The 18,624-nt window shown below is 37.2% G+C and carries 16 protein-coding genes; 7 read left to right on the forward strand and 9 right to left on the reverse strand.

Translation table 11 applies throughout. The features are described 5' to 3' along the window. Positions 1-76 precede the first annotated feature (76 nt). The 6 genes from K2F26_RS18790 to K2F26_RS18815 all read left to right on the forward strand — a co-directional run bounded on the left by K2F26_RS18790 (position 77) and on the right by K2F26_RS18815 (position 7,326). The gene (locus K2F26_RS18790; RefSeq protein ID WP_220609008.1) at positions 77-1,468 is read left to right on the forward strand and encodes an AAA family ATPase; all 1,392 of its coding nucleotides are present in this window, start codon (positions 77-79) and stop codon (positions 1,466-1,468) included. Further along, the gene (locus K2F26_RS18795) at positions 1,458-2,045 is read left to right on the forward strand and encodes a hypothetical protein (RefSeq protein WP_220609009.1); all 588 of its coding nucleotides are present in this window, start codon (positions 1,458-1,460) and stop codon (positions 2,043-2,045) included. The genes K2F26_RS18790 and K2F26_RS18795 overlap by 11 nt, the downstream gene beginning before the upstream one ends. 167 nt (positions 2,046-2,212) lie before the next feature. Continuing rightward, a complete protein-coding gene (locus K2F26_RS18800; protein WP_220609010.1) occupies positions 2,213-3,499 on the forward strand; it encodes a M16 family metallopeptidase in 1,287 nt (428 codons plus the stop codon). Positions 3,500-3,652: 153 nt separating this feature from the next. Next, positions 3,653-4,522 (forward strand): fructosamine kinase family protein, encoded by an 870-nt coding sequence (locus K2F26_RS18805; RefSeq protein WP_220611948.1) that lies wholly within the window; start codon positions 3,653-3,655, stop codon positions 4,520-4,522. Positions 4,523-4,649: 127 nt separating this feature from the next. Beyond that, the gene (locus K2F26_RS18810) at positions 4,650-5,270 is read left to right on the forward strand and encodes a 2OG-Fe(II) oxygenase (protein ID WP_220609011.1); all 621 of its coding nucleotides are present in this window, start codon (positions 4,650-4,652) and stop codon (positions 5,268-5,270) included. A 130-nt stretch (positions 5,271-5,400) separates the two neighbouring features. After that, positions 5,401-7,326: a serine/threonine-protein kinase gene (locus K2F26_RS18815; RefSeq protein WP_220609012.1), complete on the forward strand. Its 1,926-nt coding sequence runs from the start codon at positions 5,401-5,403 to the stop codon at positions 7,324-7,326. 816 nt (positions 7,327-8,142) lie between these two features. On the opposite strand, the gene K2F26_RS18820 is transcribed toward K2F26_RS18815, so the two are convergent. Continuing rightward, positions 8,143-10,014, reverse strand: coding sequence for a bifunctional serine/threonine-protein kinase/formylglycine-generating enzyme family protein (locus tag K2F26_RS18820; RefSeq protein WP_220609013.1), 1,872 nt, complete (start codon positions 10,012-10,014; stop codon positions 8,143-8,145). A gap of 267 nt (positions 10,015-10,281) precedes the next feature. Beyond that, positions 10,282-10,776: an NUDIX domain-containing protein gene (locus K2F26_RS18825; RefSeq protein WP_220609014.1), complete on the reverse strand. Its 495-nt coding sequence runs from the start codon at positions 10,774-10,776 to the stop codon at positions 10,282-10,284. Positions 10,777-11,169: 393 nt separating this feature from the next. On the opposite strand from K2F26_RS18825, the gene K2F26_RS18830 reads away from it, so the two are divergent. Further along, positions 11,170-11,340 carry an Asl3888 family RNA-binding protein gene (locus K2F26_RS18830; protein WP_220609015.1) on the forward strand — a complete coding sequence of 57 codons (171 nt, stop codon included), beginning with the start codon at positions 11,170-11,172 and terminating at the stop codon, positions 11,338-11,340. 268 nt (positions 11,341-11,608) lie between these two features. On the opposite strand, the gene argH is transcribed toward K2F26_RS18830, so the two are convergent. From argH to trmD, 7 genes are all read right to left on the reverse strand, one after another. After that, entirely contained in the window at positions 11,609-12,997 is a 1,389-nt protein-coding gene (gene argH / locus K2F26_RS18835; protein WP_220609016.1) for an argininosuccinate lyase, read from the reverse strand. Between the two features lie 108 nt (positions 12,998-13,105). After that, positions 13,106-13,339, reverse strand: coding sequence for a hypothetical protein (locus tag K2F26_RS18840; protein WP_220609017.1), 234 nt, complete (start codon positions 13,337-13,339; stop codon positions 13,106-13,108). Between the two features lie 210 nt (positions 13,340-13,549). After that, a complete protein-coding gene (gene larB, locus K2F26_RS18845) occupies positions 13,550-14,335 on the reverse strand; it encodes a nickel pincer cofactor biosynthesis protein LarB (RefSeq protein WP_220609018.1) in 786 nt (261 codons plus the stop codon). Positions 14,336-14,414: 79 nt separating this feature from the next. Continuing rightward, on the reverse strand, positions 14,415-16,202 hold the full coding sequence (locus K2F26_RS18850) for an ABC transporter substrate-binding protein (protein WP_220611949.1): 1,788 nt from the start codon (positions 16,200-16,202) through the stop codon (positions 14,415-14,417). A 94-nt stretch (positions 16,203-16,296) separates the two neighbouring features. After that, positions 16,297-16,842: a hypothetical protein gene (locus K2F26_RS18855; RefSeq protein WP_220609019.1), complete on the reverse strand. Its 546-nt coding sequence runs from the start codon at positions 16,840-16,842 to the stop codon at positions 16,297-16,299. A 19-nt stretch (positions 16,843-16,861) separates the two neighbouring features. Next, positions 16,862-17,344 carry a 2-C-methyl-D-erythritol 2,4-cyclodiphosphate synthase gene (gene ispF, locus K2F26_RS18860; protein ID WP_220609020.1) on the reverse strand — a complete coding sequence of 161 codons (483 nt, stop codon included), beginning with the start codon at positions 17,342-17,344 and terminating at the stop codon, positions 16,862-16,864. A gap of 358 nt (positions 17,345-17,702) precedes the next feature. After that, positions 17,703-18,413: a tRNA (guanosine(37)-N1)-methyltransferase TrmD gene (trmD, locus tag K2F26_RS18865; protein ID WP_220609021.1), complete on the reverse strand. Its 711-nt coding sequence runs from the start codon at positions 18,411-18,413 to the stop codon at positions 17,703-17,705. Positions 18,414-18,624: the final 211 nt, after the last annotated feature.

An 18,624-nucleotide genomic window follows, 5' to 3' on the forward strand; every position in this document is an offset into this window, starting at 1 on the left:
TAAGATATTAGTCTAGTTATTGTGGGGTGGAACTAAAAAACCACCCTTGTATATTTCATTACTTTGTAAGGATAATATGTTAAAAACAAAAGTCTTTTTGGAGAATTTTGGAGTAATCAAACAAGGTAACTTAGAGTTAAATAATTTAACATTACTCTGTGGAGCAAACAATACAGCTAAAACCTATGTAATGTATTCTTTATATTCACTCGTTGATTATGATTTTGAAGTCAAGTTTAATTTTGTTGAGAACATTCTGAATAAATTAATAGAGGATAAAGTTGGTCAATATGATTTTGGACAGTTGATAACTGAAAACTTAGATAACATTTCCCAAGAAATATCACAGGGTCTTTATAAATTTCTACCTACTTTATTTGCAACAGAACCAGATGAATTTCAGAATACTCGGATTAAAATAGAACTTGATGCTGATTTAATTTTAAACAATATTACTAATTATCAATGGCAACGTCGTTTAAGTTTAGGAAAGAAAGAATCGGATTGGTTTTTAGACATTCAGAAACCAGAAAATAACACACAAGTAACTTTGACAATGCAGGATAAAGGAATTCAAATTCCTCATCAATTATTAATAGAAATAATTTCTAATACTATCAATCGTTTAATTTTTAACAAAAGCAACAACCAAAATAATCAAACTTGCTTTTTACTTCCTGCTGAACGTGCAGGACTAGCTTTATTTTTTAAAGAGTTGTCAAGTATTCGTAACCGTCTCTTACATCATGCACAGAAGGATAATATTGATCCTATGGAGGTATTAAAAGATATTATTCACTCTCGATATGCAAAACCCATTTCTGATCATATTGAATTTTTGAATGATTTAAACAACACTAAAAAGCGAAAAAGTGATTTTCAAACACAAACCCAGTATATTCATACAAAAATTATCAATGGTAAATATGAAATAGATCGTTATGGAGATATTTTCTTTAAACCTCATAGAAGTAAAAATAAAAAAATGCCTTTACATTTTACTTCTTCAACAGTAAAAACTCTATTTAGCTTCGTTTTTTATCTGGAACATATTGCTCAACCAGGAGATTATTTAATGATTGATGAACCAGAATTAAGTTTACATCCAGATAATCAAAGAAATTTAGCAAGAGTGTTAGCAAAATTAGTGAATAGTGGTATTAAAGTAGTAGTAAGTACCCATAGTCCCTATTTTGTCCGTGAATTAAATAACTTGATTATGTTAAACAAATCATTTACTAAAGCTGATGAATTAAGAAGGCGGTATGGTTATGAACCAGATGAAAGTTTAAATCCTGAAAAAGTATCTGCTTATCTATTTAGTGATAACACTATTAATCAGATGGAAATTGATCACGATGAAGGTATTATTGCAGAAACATTTGATGCAGTGATTAACAATCTTAATCAGTCTTCCAATGATATTTACTATGCTTCTCAAGAAGAGGAAGATTGGGATGCAGAGTAAAAGATTAATTGATTTAGTGAAACAGGTAATTACAGAAGACTTACATTTAAATATAAATGAAGCTGGCTGTATCTTAATTGAAGAGAAACACAAAGACGCAAAATGTCGTCAAATCGTAATAAAATGGAAAACATCAATACCTTATTTTGGATTTTCCCTGGATTTACCTAAGCAAGAAGAGAAGCATGATCCTGTATATCCTTTTTTTAATCCCCAATATCCAGATATTTGCAACAAAAATGATGCTATTTTATTTTTACAAAAATCGAAGATAACTTATGTTTTTTTGATAGAAATGAAATCAGGAAATCCTAAAGGCTATTTGCAACAATTAAAATCCGCAAAAATTTTTGTTGAATTTGTTTTACAACGTATGCAAATTTTTCATAAAGACATTAATACCCAAGTAGAATTTAGAGGAATATTATTTTCATGTCGTCGCACACCCGATGAAGGAACAACTAAAAAGCAAAAAATTACATTTGAAGATAGAAATGGTTTGTTAATTTCAGAAAATCCTGGTAACAATACTTATTACGTACAACAATTTTTAGCTAACTTAGATAATATTGTTTAAGTTTTAGCTAGTAAATAAGAAAAATTACACAAATTCAAAATTAGGATAATTATGTTTCCTTCTTTGAAACTAACTAAAAACATCCCCCACAACTCCCCCAACCCAGACCACTGCTAACACCATCAAAGGCGTTGTAAGATATAAGCAGTAACATAGCCCTCACCACTATGACATCAACTCTGTTAAAATCTCCACGCCTTCACGCGCCCAAGGTGCATCCTCTACCCAACGGTTTAACCATTATTGCCGAGCAAATGCCCGTAGAAGCAGTTAACCTAAATGTATGGGTAAAAATCGGTTCTGCTGTGGAGTCAGATGCTATCAACGGGATGGCTCACTTTTTAGAGCATATTGTATTTAAAGGTACAGAAAAACTAGCCAGTGGTGAGTTTGAACGTCGCATTGAAGAAAGAGGTGCAGTAACAAATGCAGCCACCAGCCAAGATTATACACATTTTTATATCACTACTGCCCCTAAAGATTTTGCAGAATTAGCACCACTGCAAATAGATGTAGTGTGTAATCCTAGCATTCCTCAAGAAGCTTTTGAAAGAGAAAGATTAGTAGTTTTAGAAGAAATTAGACGTTCAGAAGATAATCCCAGAAGGCGCATTTATCGGCACACAATGGAAACCGCTTTTGATGTTTTACCCTATCGTCGTCCGGTACTCGGTCCAGAAGCGGTAATATCCCAAGTTACACCTCAACAAATGCGAGAATTTCATCAAACTTGGTATCAACCATCTTCTATAACTGCGGTTGCTGTGGGTAATTTACCAGTGGAAGAATTAATAGAAATTGTGGCTGAGGGATTTGAAAAAAATAGTCAAAAAGCACAAAGCTTAACATCAAAAAATCAACATTTAACAGGTGTTACAGAACCAGCATTTACAGAAATTGTGCGTCGGGAATTTATTGATGAAAGTCTGCAACAAGCCCGGTTAATAATATTATGGCGAGTACCTGGATTAATTGATTTAAATGACACTTATGCTTTAGATGTGATAGCGGGAATTTTAGGACATGGAAGGACATCTAGATTAGTCCATGATTTACGGGAAGAAAAAGGAATAGTTTCTTCAATTTCTGTGAGTAATAGTAATTATAAACTCCAAGGAGTATTTACAATTTCTGCTAAATGTGACGTAGAAAATTTACCAGCAGTAGAAACAGCAATCATTGAACATTTGGAAAAACTACATACAGAATTAGTCAAAGAATCAGAAATTGCCCGTGTACAAAGAAGAGTGGCAAATAGGTTTATTTTTGGCAATGAAACACCAAGCGATCGCTCTGGTTTATATGGTTATTATCAATCTTTAATTGGTGACTTAGAACCAGCATTTAATTATCCCCAATACATCCAAAAGCAAGACGAAAATCATTTAATGCAAGCTGTCCAAAAATATCTTTCACCCTCAGCTTATGCTGTAGTTGTCATCAAACCACATTAGTGGTAATTGGTGATTGGTAATTGGTAATTGGTAATTGGTAACTGTTAATATAGTATTCTATTCTATAACTTGTACTTCTTACTAATAACCAATAATCAATAACTAATAACTAATAACTAATAACTAATAACCAAGAACTAATACAAAACTATGATTTGGCAAGAAATAGATCACCACATAAGTCAAGTAACAGGACAAAAATTTCAAACCTCTCAACATTCATCTGTAAGCGGTGGTTGTATTAATCAAGGTTATGCCATTAGTAATGATAAAATCACCTACTTCGTGAAACTCAACAAAGCTACTCAGGGAGAAATGTTTGCAGCAGAAATGCTGGGTTTACAACAAATGTATGAAACCAAAACTATCCGTGTTCCTAAACCTGTATGTTGGGGAAATACAAATAATTCTAGTTATATAGTATTAGAATGGCTAGAAATGAACGGTGGTAATAACAAATCTTGGCAACAAATGGGACGAAACCTAGCAGAAATGCACAAAACCATTAGTAAAAAAGGTTTCGGTTGGGATCTGAATAATACTATTGGTTCTACACCCCAAATTAATACTTGGAAATCTGACTGGAGAGAATTTTATACAGAACATCGTTTAGGTTATCAATTTCAACTAGCAAAGCGACGGGGAGGGCGTTTTCCTTTACAAGATAAATTAATAGATGCTATCCCAAAATTATTAGCAAATCATCATGTTGAACCAGCTTTAGTACATGGTGATTTATGGGGAGGAAATGCTGGATTTACTATTGATGGTGAACCTGTGATTTTTGATCCAGCAACTTATTTTGGCGATCGAGAAGTTGATATTGCCATGACAGAATTATTTGGCGGTTTTCCAGCAGCTTTTTATCAAGGATATCAAGAAGTAATTCCCTTAGAGGAGGGTTATGAAGAAAGAAAAACCCTTTATAATTTATATCATATTTTAAATCATTTTAATTTATTTGGTGGTGGTTATGCTTCCCAAGCAAACAGTATGATTGAGCGAATTTTGCGGAATATGTAAAATTTAGATTTTCATCAAAAATAAGATCCCCGACTTCTTTTTGATTTGGCAAATCAAATCAATAAATAATAAAATCAATTGAATTTAGAAGTCGGGGATATGGGTAATTAATTTATGAATTAACAACATGAAATACTATCAACTACAAACAAATGTTTTACCTAATAATTACCTCAATGATTTGTGGGGTGAAATCCAATCTAGTCCTTACTTTGCTATCAACAATCTCAACCGTGATTTTATCAACACTAAAGGATTCTCTGTGGTTTTTCAACGTCAAGGATTAACCACAGTGGAAAACAAATTTCCCTTTTTCAAACCTTATTTAGATTTAGCACTGCAACCTAATTGTAATGCTTTTTATCTTAATCCTTTATTGTTAAAAGAAGGTTCTCGTGTTGATCCACATATAGATCGTTCTTTGCGTTCTTATTGTAAAACCATTGAACCACCAAACCTAGTTAGTGTTCTTTATGTGCGAGTACCGGAAAACATGGAAGGGGGAGAATTAGTTTTAAAATCAGCAAAAAGACAAATTGGACAAATCAAACCCCAAGCTAATACCCTAGTTTACTTTCAAGGCGATTTAACCCATTCTGTTAACGCTGTGAAAACTCCCGGAAATCGCCTAAGTTTAGTTTGTGAGCAGTATAATTTAACTGAGGATGAATTAGAGGAAATTCCAGTATTTACCTTAGAATCAAGAGCTAGTCAATCTGCACATAAAAAACGAAAATATGGCTATTAGAGATTGGGTAATTCCTAAACTCCTGACTCCTGACTCCTGACTCCTGACTCCTGACTTCAGGAAACATCCCATAGTTACATCGTCAAAGTATCTGATATACATTGGGAAAGGATCTCGCGTGTAACGTTTCATGAAAACAAAACTTTTAAACAACCGCTATCAAGTTATCCAGGTACTCGGTGCTGGTGGGTTTGGGGAAACTTCCCTCGCAGAAGATACCCATTTACCTTCTCGTCGTCGCTTTGTGATCAAAGAACTAAAACCGATTACCCATGATCCAGAAACATCTAAATTAATTCAACAAAGATTTGAGAGAGAAGCCGCGATATTAGAAAATCTAGGGGAAACCAGTGATCAAATTCCCAAACTTTACGCTTATTTTCCCGAAAATGGCAAATTTTACTTAGTGCAAGAATGGATTGAAGGACAAACCCTCAGCAATATTATCCAATCAAAAGGCAAATTAAACGAAACAGTTGTTAGAGAAATTCTTTTAAGTTTGCTGTCGGTTTTAGATTATGTCCACAGCAAAGGTATTATTCATCGAGACATCAAACCAGATAATATCATCCTTCGTCATCACGATAATAAACCAGTGTTAATTGATTTCGGTGCAGTGAAAGAAACTATCCGTACCGTGATCAATCCTTCAGGCAGTCCTGTACAATCTATAGTTATCGGTACTCCTGGTTATATGCCTAGTGAGCAAGCGATCGGTCGTCCTGTGTATGCTACTGATATTTATAGTTTAGGCTTAACTGCTATTTACCTACTCACAGGTAAACATCCCCAAGAATTAGAAACTCACCCGCAAACCGGACAAATATTATGGCAACAATATGCTGCGGGAATATCTCCAGCGATGGTACAGATACTTACACAAGCTATTGAACCACGTCCAGGCGATCGCTACACCACAGCCAGTAAAATGCTCTATGCTTTAAAATCTGGTCAAAATAATTATGATAATTACAAACCTTCCCATTCTCCCACCACCAGCGCCACAAAAATCCTTAACCAGCCAACTCAACCGATATATTCACCCGCAAAAACTCCAGTTATCAAACAAGTCAACAATCCTAATAACTGGCAGAAACCCGCTATCATTTTTGGTGGTGTAGCAATTGGTATTGTAATTGGTTTAGTAACGGCTTCTAACCGTCAACCACAACCTTCAGCTTCAGTGGACACAAACTCCACAGTAACAACAGAAGCACAAACTCCCTCTGTTTTACATACAAATTCCCCGGTTTTGGAAGTTTCACCCACACCAGTAATTACACCAACTCCCCCTATTCAACCTGAAATCATTTCTAATCCTATACCAGAAAGCAATTCTTCCCCAGAAATAACACCACAACCAGCGGATAAGCCTGTAATTGAAAATACTTCCACTCCTCCAGTCACATCCACACCCCAAGCGGAAATACAACAACAGCAACCACAGCCAGAAGCAGTTCCCTCAGCAGAGGTATTATCTGATTCTCAGAAACAGCCAGAACAACCGCCTACTCAACCAGAACTATTGCCCAAATCAGAGGTATTTTCAGATACCCAGAAAAAGCCAGAAAAGAATAAACCTAAGTCAACAGGCCAATTAAATGCCACCAAGATCAGGACAAGTGTACCAACATTTCCTACAGGTACATCCAGAAGCACGGTAGAAGCCGCATTAGGCAAACCCAGAAGAGATTTAAGGGGATTATGGCCTAACACCCGTGCAGTTGTATATGAAGTAGTACCCGATAAAATAGACCTGGGTTATTTATTTGACCGTGATACTGGTAGACTCAGACAAACAGAAGTCGGTTTTGCGGGAACTGTAGATCATCAAATCATGCAAACAACTTTAAATGGTTTATTAGCAGGAAAAGCTACAGCAGAAATTCAACAAGGACTGCAACAAATTCAACAGCGTCAAACAGACAATTTTACCTTCAAAAAAGGTGGAGTTAAAGGGCAAATAATTCGCCAAAACTGCGATTCAATTTATATTAGTGTTTGGGAAGCAGATTTACATGATTTTGTTGATCCTGCAACAGCTAACCAATGTTAAAGCAATTTAACAATTACCTCTAAAATACTCTCAATTTTTTGTCATAATCAGGATATCCAGGATTTAAGGATTTTCAGGATGTTATTTGATGATGGTTGGTTATTTACAAGATATAGGAGAATAAACCACGTTCACCGAAGGTGTTCCCGCAGGGTAGGTACGAAGGACACGAAGGGAAGAGGTTTTAGAGAGATTTAACAATTTTATCCTTGATTTTTTGTCTGAATCAGGATAACCAGGATTATAGGATTTTCAGGATGTTATTTAATGATGGTTGGTTATGTACAAGATATAGGAGAATAAACCACGTTCACCGAAGGTGTTCCCGCAGGGTAGGTACGAAGGACACGAAGGGAAGAGGTTTTAGAGAGATTTAACAATTTTATCCTGTACATCCTTAAATCCTGGACATCCTGATTCAGACAAAATACAATCTCTGAAAATTTAGATCAATCTTCAAAAACCATCCTGTACATCCTTAAATCCTGAAAATCCCACATTAAACAATCTGCGTTTATCCGCGTCCATCCGCGTTCCTATCCTCTAAATCCTCAAATCATCGAAATCCTTATGCAGACAAATATTGACATCTAATAAATATATATGATATCTTAAAGTTAGAATAACCTAAATCTATAACACCAAACAAAAATCCCCATCCTGTAAATCCTCAAATCCTATACTTCGGCTTCGCTCAGTAACCAGATACCCCGATTCAGACATATTAAAAATTACAAAAAAATTTGATCGCCTGACGGCGATGAAAGAGAGAAAAAAGAAAAAGTGTAGAGGGTAAAAGGGTAAGAGAGTAGAGAACTAAAGAGTCCTTGCGCCGGAAACTACCAACCGAAACCCGTAGTTGACGTTCCTGTAGTCCGGGTTGTAGTCGTCACGATACGCAGAACGGCAATCTCTGGGGTAGTTGTACCAAGAACCACCGCGCAGCAGCTTACTTCCGCTTTTAATTGTCGCAGCACTGCCATCTATAGGCGCGTTATTATAGTTATCTACCCAATCATCCCAACACCATTCCCAAACATTGCCGTGCATATCATACAAACCAAAAGCGTTAGGGGGAAAAGAACCTACATCTGTGGTTTGTTGACGATACTCACCTTTGGGAGCAGAACCATAAGTTGCATTACCATCATAGTTTACCAAATCAGGGGTAATACTTTCACCAAAATAAAATGGTGTGGTAGTTCCGGCTCTACAAGCATACTCCCATTCTGCTTCGCTGGGTAAGGTGTAGTTTTTTCCTGTGCGTTGGCTTAACTGTTCACAGAATCTAACCGCATCATTCCAACTTACTCTTTCAACAGGGCGGTTGTCACCTTTAAAGTTAGAAGGGTTATTTCCTATGATAGCTTGATATTGTTTTTGTGTCAATTGATATTTCCCCATAAAAAAACTGGGAACAGTCACTTGACGTTGGGGACTTTCATCGGAATCTCGTTGTGCTTCGCTTTCCGGTGAACCCATGAGGAAAGTTCCCCCTGGTATTTCCACCATTTCCAAAGTCACACCATTTCCTAAATCTTCGGTGAAGTAATTTGCTGAGGAATTGCTTCTACTAATAATGCTTCCTGTGGAGTCGGTTTTCACAACTTCAAAGTTAAAAGTTTTCAGGTTGGAATTATTTGATGTTGAAGAAACAGAAGTTTGAGAAACTTGGGGACTTGGTTCTGGGGAAGATGTTGGAGAAGATGTCTGAGAAATAGGGGTTGTTTGTTCTCCACTCCCAGAAAATAACTTATTACCAACAACCGCTAAACCAAAACTCCCCACAGCAACACTAGCAAGTTGTAAAAAATGGCGACGATCTGTTTTTGCAGGAGGAGGTGGTGGAGGTGGTGGTGGAGGTGGTGCTGGTGCAGGAGTTAAAGCTTTTAGTGCTTGTCCTGCATTGGAATAACGTTCGCTGAAGTGATAACGCACCATCTTAATTAAAATCTTGGCAAAATCTTCACTGACATTTGCCCAATTGCGCCAAATTACCTCTTCAGTGGTAGGATCTTTAGGTAATTGATGGGGTTGTATTCCCGTCAAGGCATAAATTCCCAACATCCCCACCGCATAAACATCACTGGCTAATTTTGGACTGCCGGCGGTTTGTTCACTAGGCATATAACCAGGAGTACCAATAGCAACTGTTAAAATAGTTTGACCTTGGGAGTTTACCGTCATGGTTTCCTTCACTGCACCAAAGTCAATCAACATAATTTTACCATCCCCACTGCGACGCATGATATTTTGGGGTTTCAGATCGCGGTGAATAATATTTTGTTGATGAACAAAAGTTAAAACTTCTAAAATTTCGATCAGTAATTTTTTCACCTGATATTCAGGTAACTGATTTTGAGGATAAACTTCTTGACTTAAATCTTTACCTTTAACAAATTCTTGGACTAAATAAAATTCATTATTTTCTTCAAAATAAGCGAAAAGTTGAGGAATTTGATCATGAGATCCCAACTTCTGTAATGTTTCTGCTTCCTGTGCAAATAACCTTCTAGCGATAGGTAAAGCTGCTGCGGTGTTGGGTGGTTTAATTTGTAGATGTTTTACCACACACTGAGGATGGTTAGGTAAATCTAAATCTTCGGCTAGGTAAGTATCACCAAAAGCACCGCTACCTAAAACGCGGCTGATTTGATAGCGTTGACGTAGTTTCACACCTATCACCATCTGATTTACAGAGAAAAAGCAGATACGGTAATTATTGTGTCACATTTTTTGAATAAAGGCAATATGGGTGATTGGTGATTGGGGAAGTGGTGATTGGTGATTGGGTAAAGAAAACTGAGTAGCTGGTTGCAATTAAATATAAAATGTGGGATGGGCATACTTCGACAGGCTCAGTACAAGTCTTGCCCGTCAACAGGCTAGAAGCCTGTTCCACTATCTAACAATTAATTAAGCCTACTTACTTAATAACTAATGACTAATTACCAATTATGCCAAAGTTGTTAAACCTTGTAAATAATCTTCTAACTGTCTAGCGTGATCATGAGACATTTGAGGTTGAGGTAAAGAACTAGGATCAAAAGCTTGAATGTCTAACACTTCTAAATGATCTTTAACTTTCATTTCTCCTTGTACTTCTGCTTCCACCACAATACAAATAGAATGAATTCTGGGATCTCGATCTGGTGCTGAATAAACTCCCACTAAACGCCGAATATTCAGCAATTCTAGTCCAGTTTCTTCCTTTAATTCTCGACAAACTGCACTAGCAATATCCTCTCCCCAGTCTATCATTCCTCCAGGTAAAGACCAACAACCATCATCACTGCGACGAATCAAAACAATTCTACCATCAGGTAAAATGGGAATCACGCTAGTACCAGTAATGGGATGGCGGAAAATAATACCCAATACCGTTTGTCCAACGTGCCATAAGCTACCTATAGATTTAATTAATGAACTAAAAAAAGCCAGAATATTCAATCTTCAAATTCTTCTTTTGTAATTGTTAATTGGTGAACACTTGATAGAAATGTAACTCACAAAAGATGAATTTCGTTTTTTTTATACAACTCTATCAAGTATTAGGTTTATTATTCTCATGGTCATTCTGAGAATCAGTCAATTTTAACATCTGCTGTCAGTAATTGCCTAACTCCTTAAACTCCTAACTCCTTAAACTCCTGACTCCTTGAACTCCTGACTAATAAGAAAAATTATGATCAATCCGGCTTGACATACCTCCATTAAATAAGGTAGACTAGGATACTGTTTCAACTATTTTGATTTCTACACTAGGCTGAAAGTGTATCAATAACATCGGTAACTGGATATTGCCTAAGTGTAGGTTTTGTGTTGTTTATTCATGAGGTGAATATGGCCAAGCGCCGTAACCCGAAAAAAGAAAAGGCGCTACGGAACCAGGCTTATGCCAGGAAGTTCCGTAAACGGACTACTACAGGAAGAATGCAAAGACGGTTCCAACAAAGACCACCTAAGAGTGAAGATGATGAAACAGGGGCAGCAGCAATGGACGCTGCTGATTAATTTGACTGTTTGAATATTTACTCTTTGAATATTTACCCTGGAATTAATTTGCTATGTTTGGGCGTACATTTATCTTTATTTGTACGCCCTTGTTTTTTTTAGGGTACTGGGTACTAGGGACTGGGTACTGGGGACTGGGGAAAAAGCAGGGGAGCAGGGAGCAGGGGGAGAATATTAACTTTTGCCTCTTGCCTTTTGCCTTTTGCCTTCTTTCTGTTCCCCGTTCCCTGTTCCCTGTTCCCTTCTTTACCCATTACCAATTACCTATTTATTGTTGTAAAACTTGAGTACGTGCAGCAATGAGCGCCTGTTTAACTGGCTCAAAACCTGTACCACCGTGACTATTACGGGCTGCAACTACTTGACGGGGTGATATTGCTTCATAAATATCTTCTGCAAAAGCTGGATGTATTTGTTGCCATTCTTGCAAGGTCAAATCTTTCAGCAGTTTACCAGCAGCGATACTGGTTTTCACGACTTTACCAACCAGGTTATAAGCTTCTCTAAAAGGTACTCCCCGCGCTGCTAAATAGTCTGCCACATCGGTAGCGTTAGAAAAGTCTTCTGTTACTGCTTCTGCTAGGCGTTGGGGGCGAAATTCTAAACCTTCTCGCATTAATATAGTCATGGCCTCTAAACAGGCTTTGACTGTGTTCACAGTATCAAAAATACCTTCTTTGTCTTCTTGCAAGTCTTTGTTATATGCCAGGGGTAAACCTTTCATAATTACTAACATGGCCTGAAGATGACCAAAAACCCGCCCGGTTTTACCTCGCACTAACTCTGGTACGTCGGGGTTTTTCTTTTGGGGCATGATGCTAGAACCTGTGGCACAGCTATCTTTGAGGGTGACAAAACGAAATTCTTCTGATGCCCACAGGATCACTTCTTCCGAAAGTCGGCTGAGGTGAACCATGATCATACTTGCAGCACAGAGAAATTCTATGGCAAAATCGCGATCGCTGACTCCATCTAAGCTATTAGCATAAATACTGTCAAAATGCAATAGTTTTGCTGTGTAATATCTGTCAATGGGAAAAGTTGTTCCCGCTAAAGCACCACAACCCAAGGGGGAAATATTCACTCGTTTGTAAACATCTCCTAACCGTTCCCAGTCCCGTTGTGCCATCTGCAAGTATGCTAACAGGTGATGAGCTAAACTCAGCGGTTGGGCGCGTTGGAGGTGGGTATAGCCAGGAATGAGGGTTTCAACGTTATTTTCCGCAATATCTAGTAATACTTTTTGAAATTCCCTTAAATACTGGCGAATTTGTTGAATTTGATCGCGTAAATAAAGTCTTGTGTCAGTTCCTACTTGGTCATTACGAGAACGGGCGGTATGTAGCTTTTTACCAACATCGCCAATAATTTCTGTAAGTCGCTTTTCTACAGCAAAATGCACATCTTCGGCATCAATACCAGGTTGAAATTTACCTTCTCGGTATTCTTGCCTAATTTGTTCTAAACCTGTAACTAATTGCTCTCCTTCTTCTGGGGAAATAATTCCTGTGTGAGACAGCATTTGAGCATGAGCTTGAGAACCAGTGATGTCATATTCTATGAGTTCAATGTCAAAACTGATACTGGCATTAAAAAGAGCGATCGCTGGATGTAGGACTGTTTCAAACCGCTGGCTCCAAGTTTGTTTTTCGGTCATAAATTAGAAAGGAGAAGAGAAAGGAGAAAAAATAACAATTTCTGATTTTAGATAGTGATCATGCAAAATCTAAAATCCAAAATCCAAAATCTAAAATCTAAAATTCATTCAACCGTAACTTGTTAAACTCTTAAACAGATAGCCGATAACCATCCCAATTAACATTGCCCAAACTTGACCTGTTTTGACAAAATTATTCCAAGCATTTTGCATCTGTCCCATGACATCTGCATCTCTGACTTTACCAACTAAAAAATAGTCTGCATAATCACTAACAACAAAATTGATATGAAAATCTAAATGTCCCCAGATGAGAGATAGTGAATCGTTAAGGTGTTCCATAAGATAAAAATCGTAATTATACGCAGTTTTTATGTAAGCATTCAGCTATCAGTAATCAGTAATCAGCCTATAACAACAAAAGCAAAGATTCATTACCATCAATTGAGAAAAGTTACATTCTGTGCTATGGTTTTCATCCTTTGTATTTTAACCTTGAAAGCTGAGGACTAAATACTTCCCAAATACTTACGTTTTTACTTTCTTACTTTACTATGTTTCTGATGCCAAGCGTAATTTCTCGGAAGTTCGCAAAATTTGCCCTGCTAATACCGCTGCACCAAAGCCATTGTCAATATTGACTACGCCAACACCTGCTGCACAAGAATTAAGCATTGTCAATAAAGGAGCTAAACCGCCAAAACTTGCACCATAACCGATGCTAGTGGGAACAGCAATCACAGGACAATCTGCTAAACCTGCAACCACACTTGGTAAAGCTCCTTCCATGCCCGCCACAACAATTAACACTGATACAGAATTAAGCAAATGACGATTATTTAATAAACGGTGAATACCTGCTACACCCACATCCCAAAGACGTTGTACCCGAAAACCATATAATTCAGCAGTGACGGCAGCTTCTTCAGCGATGGGTAAATCAGCAGTGCCAGCAGAAACTATACCTATTTTTCCGTGAAAACACGGTTGAATTTCCTGGGAAATAATCGCACAAATCCTTGCTAATTCAAAGTATTGTAAACCTCTGACTTTTTTTTGCAGGATAGAATATACATCAGGCTGAATACGAGTGGCCATGACTACAGAAGCACGCTGACGCATAACTTCCATAATTTGGGCAATTTGATCAGGAGTTTTTCCAGGACCCCAAATAACTTCTGGGAAACCGGTTCTAATATGACGATGGTGATCAATTTTAGCAAACTCACCGACAGATTCATAAGCTAAATCTTTGAGAGATTCAAAAGCTGTATCTGGGGAAATTGTACCATTAGCAACAGATTCTAATAGAGATTTTAAATTTTCAGGTTGACTCATTCGATTTTGGTAATTGGTAATTGGTAATTGGTAATTGGTGATAGGGAAAAATAAAATTGATTACCCAGTCTCCAGTCCCCTATTTTAGAATTTTCAATTCATAAATGTTCCAGAAAGCACCACCCAAAGCAGAATATTTAATTCCTGCAAACTTATTTCTTACCGCTCCTAGAGAATAGGGATTTACCAAATAAATAAAGGGTAAATTCTCCTGTGTTATTTTTTGACTTTCGGCATAAATTTCTTTCACTTTCGCTTCATCAAATTCTTGAGCGCCTTGAATATAAAGTTGATGTATTTTCGCTTCCCAAGGTGCAACTTCCCAACCTTGAATTGGTTTTTGTCCTGGTTGGGGTTTTTGGTTAAACATATGTAAACCACCTTGAGGAGACCAAACATTTGCACCGTCATTGGGTTCTAAACCACCGGTTAAACCTAACAACGATGCTTCCCAATCTAAAGTATTAGAAAGTTTATCTAAAAAAGTATTCCATGCTAAAGGTGTAAAATCAACTTGAATACCAATTTTACTCAAATCTTGTTTAATTTGTGAACCCATTGCTTCACGGATTTTATTACCCGCATTAGTCAGTAAAGCAAATCTCACACGGTTTCCTTGTGGATCTTCTAATTGATTTTGTGCATTGTATTTAAAACCAGCTTTGAGTAGTAACTCCTTAGCTTTTTCAGGATTGTAATTATAAACTTTTAATCCTTGTTCTGGTGAAAGATAATAAGGACTTTGCACAGAAATCGGCGAATTTTGCATTTGACCCAAACCACGAAAAGTATTGTTAATCATGGTTTGTCGATCAATTGAGTAAGCTATCGCTTGGCGAAATTCCACAGTATTAAACCAACGTGATTTAATGGGATCTACCAGAGGCTTACCATTTCGTTTACCTTTATTCAAATTGAAAGAAATGAAACTTGTACTTGCGGAAAGACCACCATTATAAATTTGGAAATTACCTTGTTTTTCTTGCACCTTCAGCAAAGAGAAATAATCAGGTGTCACCCCTACAGCATCTAAACCACCAGAGCGAAATTGCAGTAAAGATGTATCTGTAGATTCAACGATTTGCCAAATAATACGCTCAATATAAGGTTGGGATTGACCTTGAGCATCTTTACGCCAATAATAGGGATTACGACGGAAAATTATCCGTTGACTGGTATCGTAACGTTCTAGTTTATAAGGTCCATTAACAATAATTTGCTCAGGTGGAGTATCCACACCCCACATTGTCAGAAATTTCGGTTTACCATCTTGATCTTTTGTTTTTACTGATTCTCTTAATACATGAGCAGGTAAAATAGCAGCACCACCACTTTGTAAGAAAGGTCTAAAAGGTTCGGGTACACTAAATTCTACTCTTCTATTATCAACTTTTCTCACAGTTGGTAATTTGCGTTCTTTACCAATTCTCAACATATCTCTCACATCAGTGGGTATGTCTTCATTCAGATAAATATCGTTATAGGTAAAGACGACATCATCAACGGTTAATGGTTTACCATCTGACCATTTTAAATTATCCTTTAAAGTGAAGGTAATTTTGAGTTTATCTTCGGAAACTTCCCAGGATTCTGCTAAATTTGGTTCTAGTTCACCAGTGAGAGGATTTTGACTCAGTAATCCTTCATAAGTATAACCGAAAATATTAGGAGATTCGGAACTAAGAGGATAGTTAAATGTTTTGGGATCGCTGAGTATACTGGTGACTAATTGTGGTACTTTTTGAGTTGCATTACTTCTGAAGTTGCTGGGGTTACAACCTGTGACTGATAATGCTGTAAATGAGAGGATAGTGATGAGTAATAAAAGGCGTTTTGTGTGATTGATAATGTTTTTAGTAAATGCCATAATTTCACTAATAGAAATATTATTTAAGTTGATGGAACTAGAATGAAACCAGTTGAGACAATGCTGTGTTATTGTCAAAATATATTCCCTAATGTTATTCATCATTTAGTAAACCTGTTTCTCCCTTTTTTAGCTTTGCTAATAAACCTATTTTTCCTAATTCTTCAGATGCAGGTGGTATTTCTGATTTCCAGTGATAATTCAAATCTCTTAACCAAGATACTATCACGGTTTTCAAATAGAACTTAAATATTTTTTTATCGCAAAATTCTGAATCATAATGGCTGAGAATTTTTCCTGTATTTAATGATATTTCTGGTTTGAGAAATAAACCATTAGTAGATTTAAAAATATTGATTTCTGTTAAATTTGCTGATATAGCAAATCTAGGGTTTTCCTGAGAGTTTTGTAAATATAGGTTGCTGACTTTTGATAAATTATTTTCATGATTGTCTAGATTTTCTTGGATTTTGACATCTGCTAATAATGCAATTTGCTGATTTGGATCTAAAACAATAATATCTGGAGAAGGTAGTTGAAATAAACTTTCTATTTTTTCTGGTGAATTAACTTGATTATTCCAAATATTAGAAATTAGTCTGATTTTAACTAATTCTTCTGGTTTATCTAAACTAAACATTTTACCATTCTCCTATTAACTAATCACCTGCTACCAACAAAACTACAGCATAGGCACAAATACCTTCTTCTCTACCTGTTGGACCCAATTTTTCATTAGTAGTAGCTTTGACACCAACTTGATTGGGTGCTAATTCTAAAACTGCTGCTAATTTATCTCGCATTGTAGCAATATGAGGTTTTAATTTTGGACGTTCTGCAACAACGACGGAATCAATATTGCCGATTTTCCAACCTTGATCAATGATTAACTGATTAACTTGTTTTAAGAGTACAAGACTATCAGCGCCTTTCCATTGGGGATCACTGGGGGGGAAATAATGGCCAATATCCCCTAAAGATAAAGCGCCTAACATAGCGTCCATAATCGCATGAGTGAGGACATCAGCATCACTGTGTCCTAACAAACCGAGTTCATGAGGAATGTGAACACCGCCTAAAATTAAAGGGCGATCGCTCACCAATCTGTGAATATCGTAGCCGTTACCAATTCTGATGTTCATAAAAAAAAAATAGAAGTTCAGGAGTTCAGGAGATCAAGGAGTCAGGAGTCAGGAGTTATTTATTTTGGATTTTGGATTTTGGATTTTGGATTGTTTTTGTGAACTCCAATCTAAGAGGATGTTTTAAAAGTCGCTGATGGTGTATCAAATATTTATAGATCCCCCTAAATCCCCTTGAAAAGGGGGACTTTGACTCTAGTTCCCCCCTTTTTAATGGGGGTTAGGGGGGAATGGCTACGCCACGCTTCGCTATCATGAAGTGCCTAAAATCACGATCCAAAACTTTTCAAACACCCTCTAAAATCTAAAATCTAAAATCTAAAATCTAAAATTTTCTTCACCAGTCACCAGTGACCAGTCACCAGTCACCAGTCCCCTGTTCCCTTTCCTGTTGCCATTTTTCCAGTAAATCGGGACGACGGGAAGCGGTGCGTTGAATTTGTTGTTGAAAACGCCATTTGGCAATTTCCGCATGATTACCACTGAGTAGCACATCTGGGACTTTCCAACCACGAAAATTAGCAGGACGGGTATACTGGGGAAAATCTAATAAACCTTCCTCAAAACTTTCAGCCTTGAGAGATTCTACCTTACCCACCGTCCCTGGTAGTAAGCGCACAACGCCATTTAATAACGCCATAGCCGGAATTTCGCCACCGGTGAGGATAAAATCACCCAAAGACACTTCACGAGTGACTAAATTTAGCACTCTTTCATCTACCCCTTCATAATGTCCACAAATCACCACCAATTGGTCATAATTTGTTGCTAATTCTCGCAGCAGGGGCTGATTTATTGTTTCACCTTGGGGACTCATCAAAATTACCTCTCGACGCGGTAAAATCGGCAATGATTCCACAGAGGCAAAAATCGGTTCAGGTTTCATGAGCATCCCCACACCGCCGCCGTAGGGTTCATCATCGACCTTCCGATGTTTATCAGTGGTAAAATCCCTGGGATTAACTAAATTGACTTGAGCAATTTGCCTGGCTAGGGCTTTACCCAAAAGACCAGAACCCAGAACAGAGCTAAAACTATCAGGAAAAAGCGTAACTATATCAAAACGCACAGTAATTCGTATTTAATAACACTAAGATGGGATTGGAACATTTAACCTAAATTGCCAAGGAGTCAGGAGGCAGAAGGCAGAAGGCAGAAGGCAGAAGGCAGGAGGCAGGGAAGAAAAGAGTTATTTAATTTTGACTTTTGACTTTTGACTTTTGACTTGATACCTCCCCATCTCCCCATCTTTCGCCGTTCAGAGTGATCTGAAAGTCAGG

The organism is Sphaerospermopsis torques-reginae ITEP-024 (assembly GCF_019598945.1).
Classification (GTDB): Bacteria; Cyanobacteriota; Cyanobacteriia; order Cyanobacteriales; family Nostocaceae; genus Sphaerospermopsis.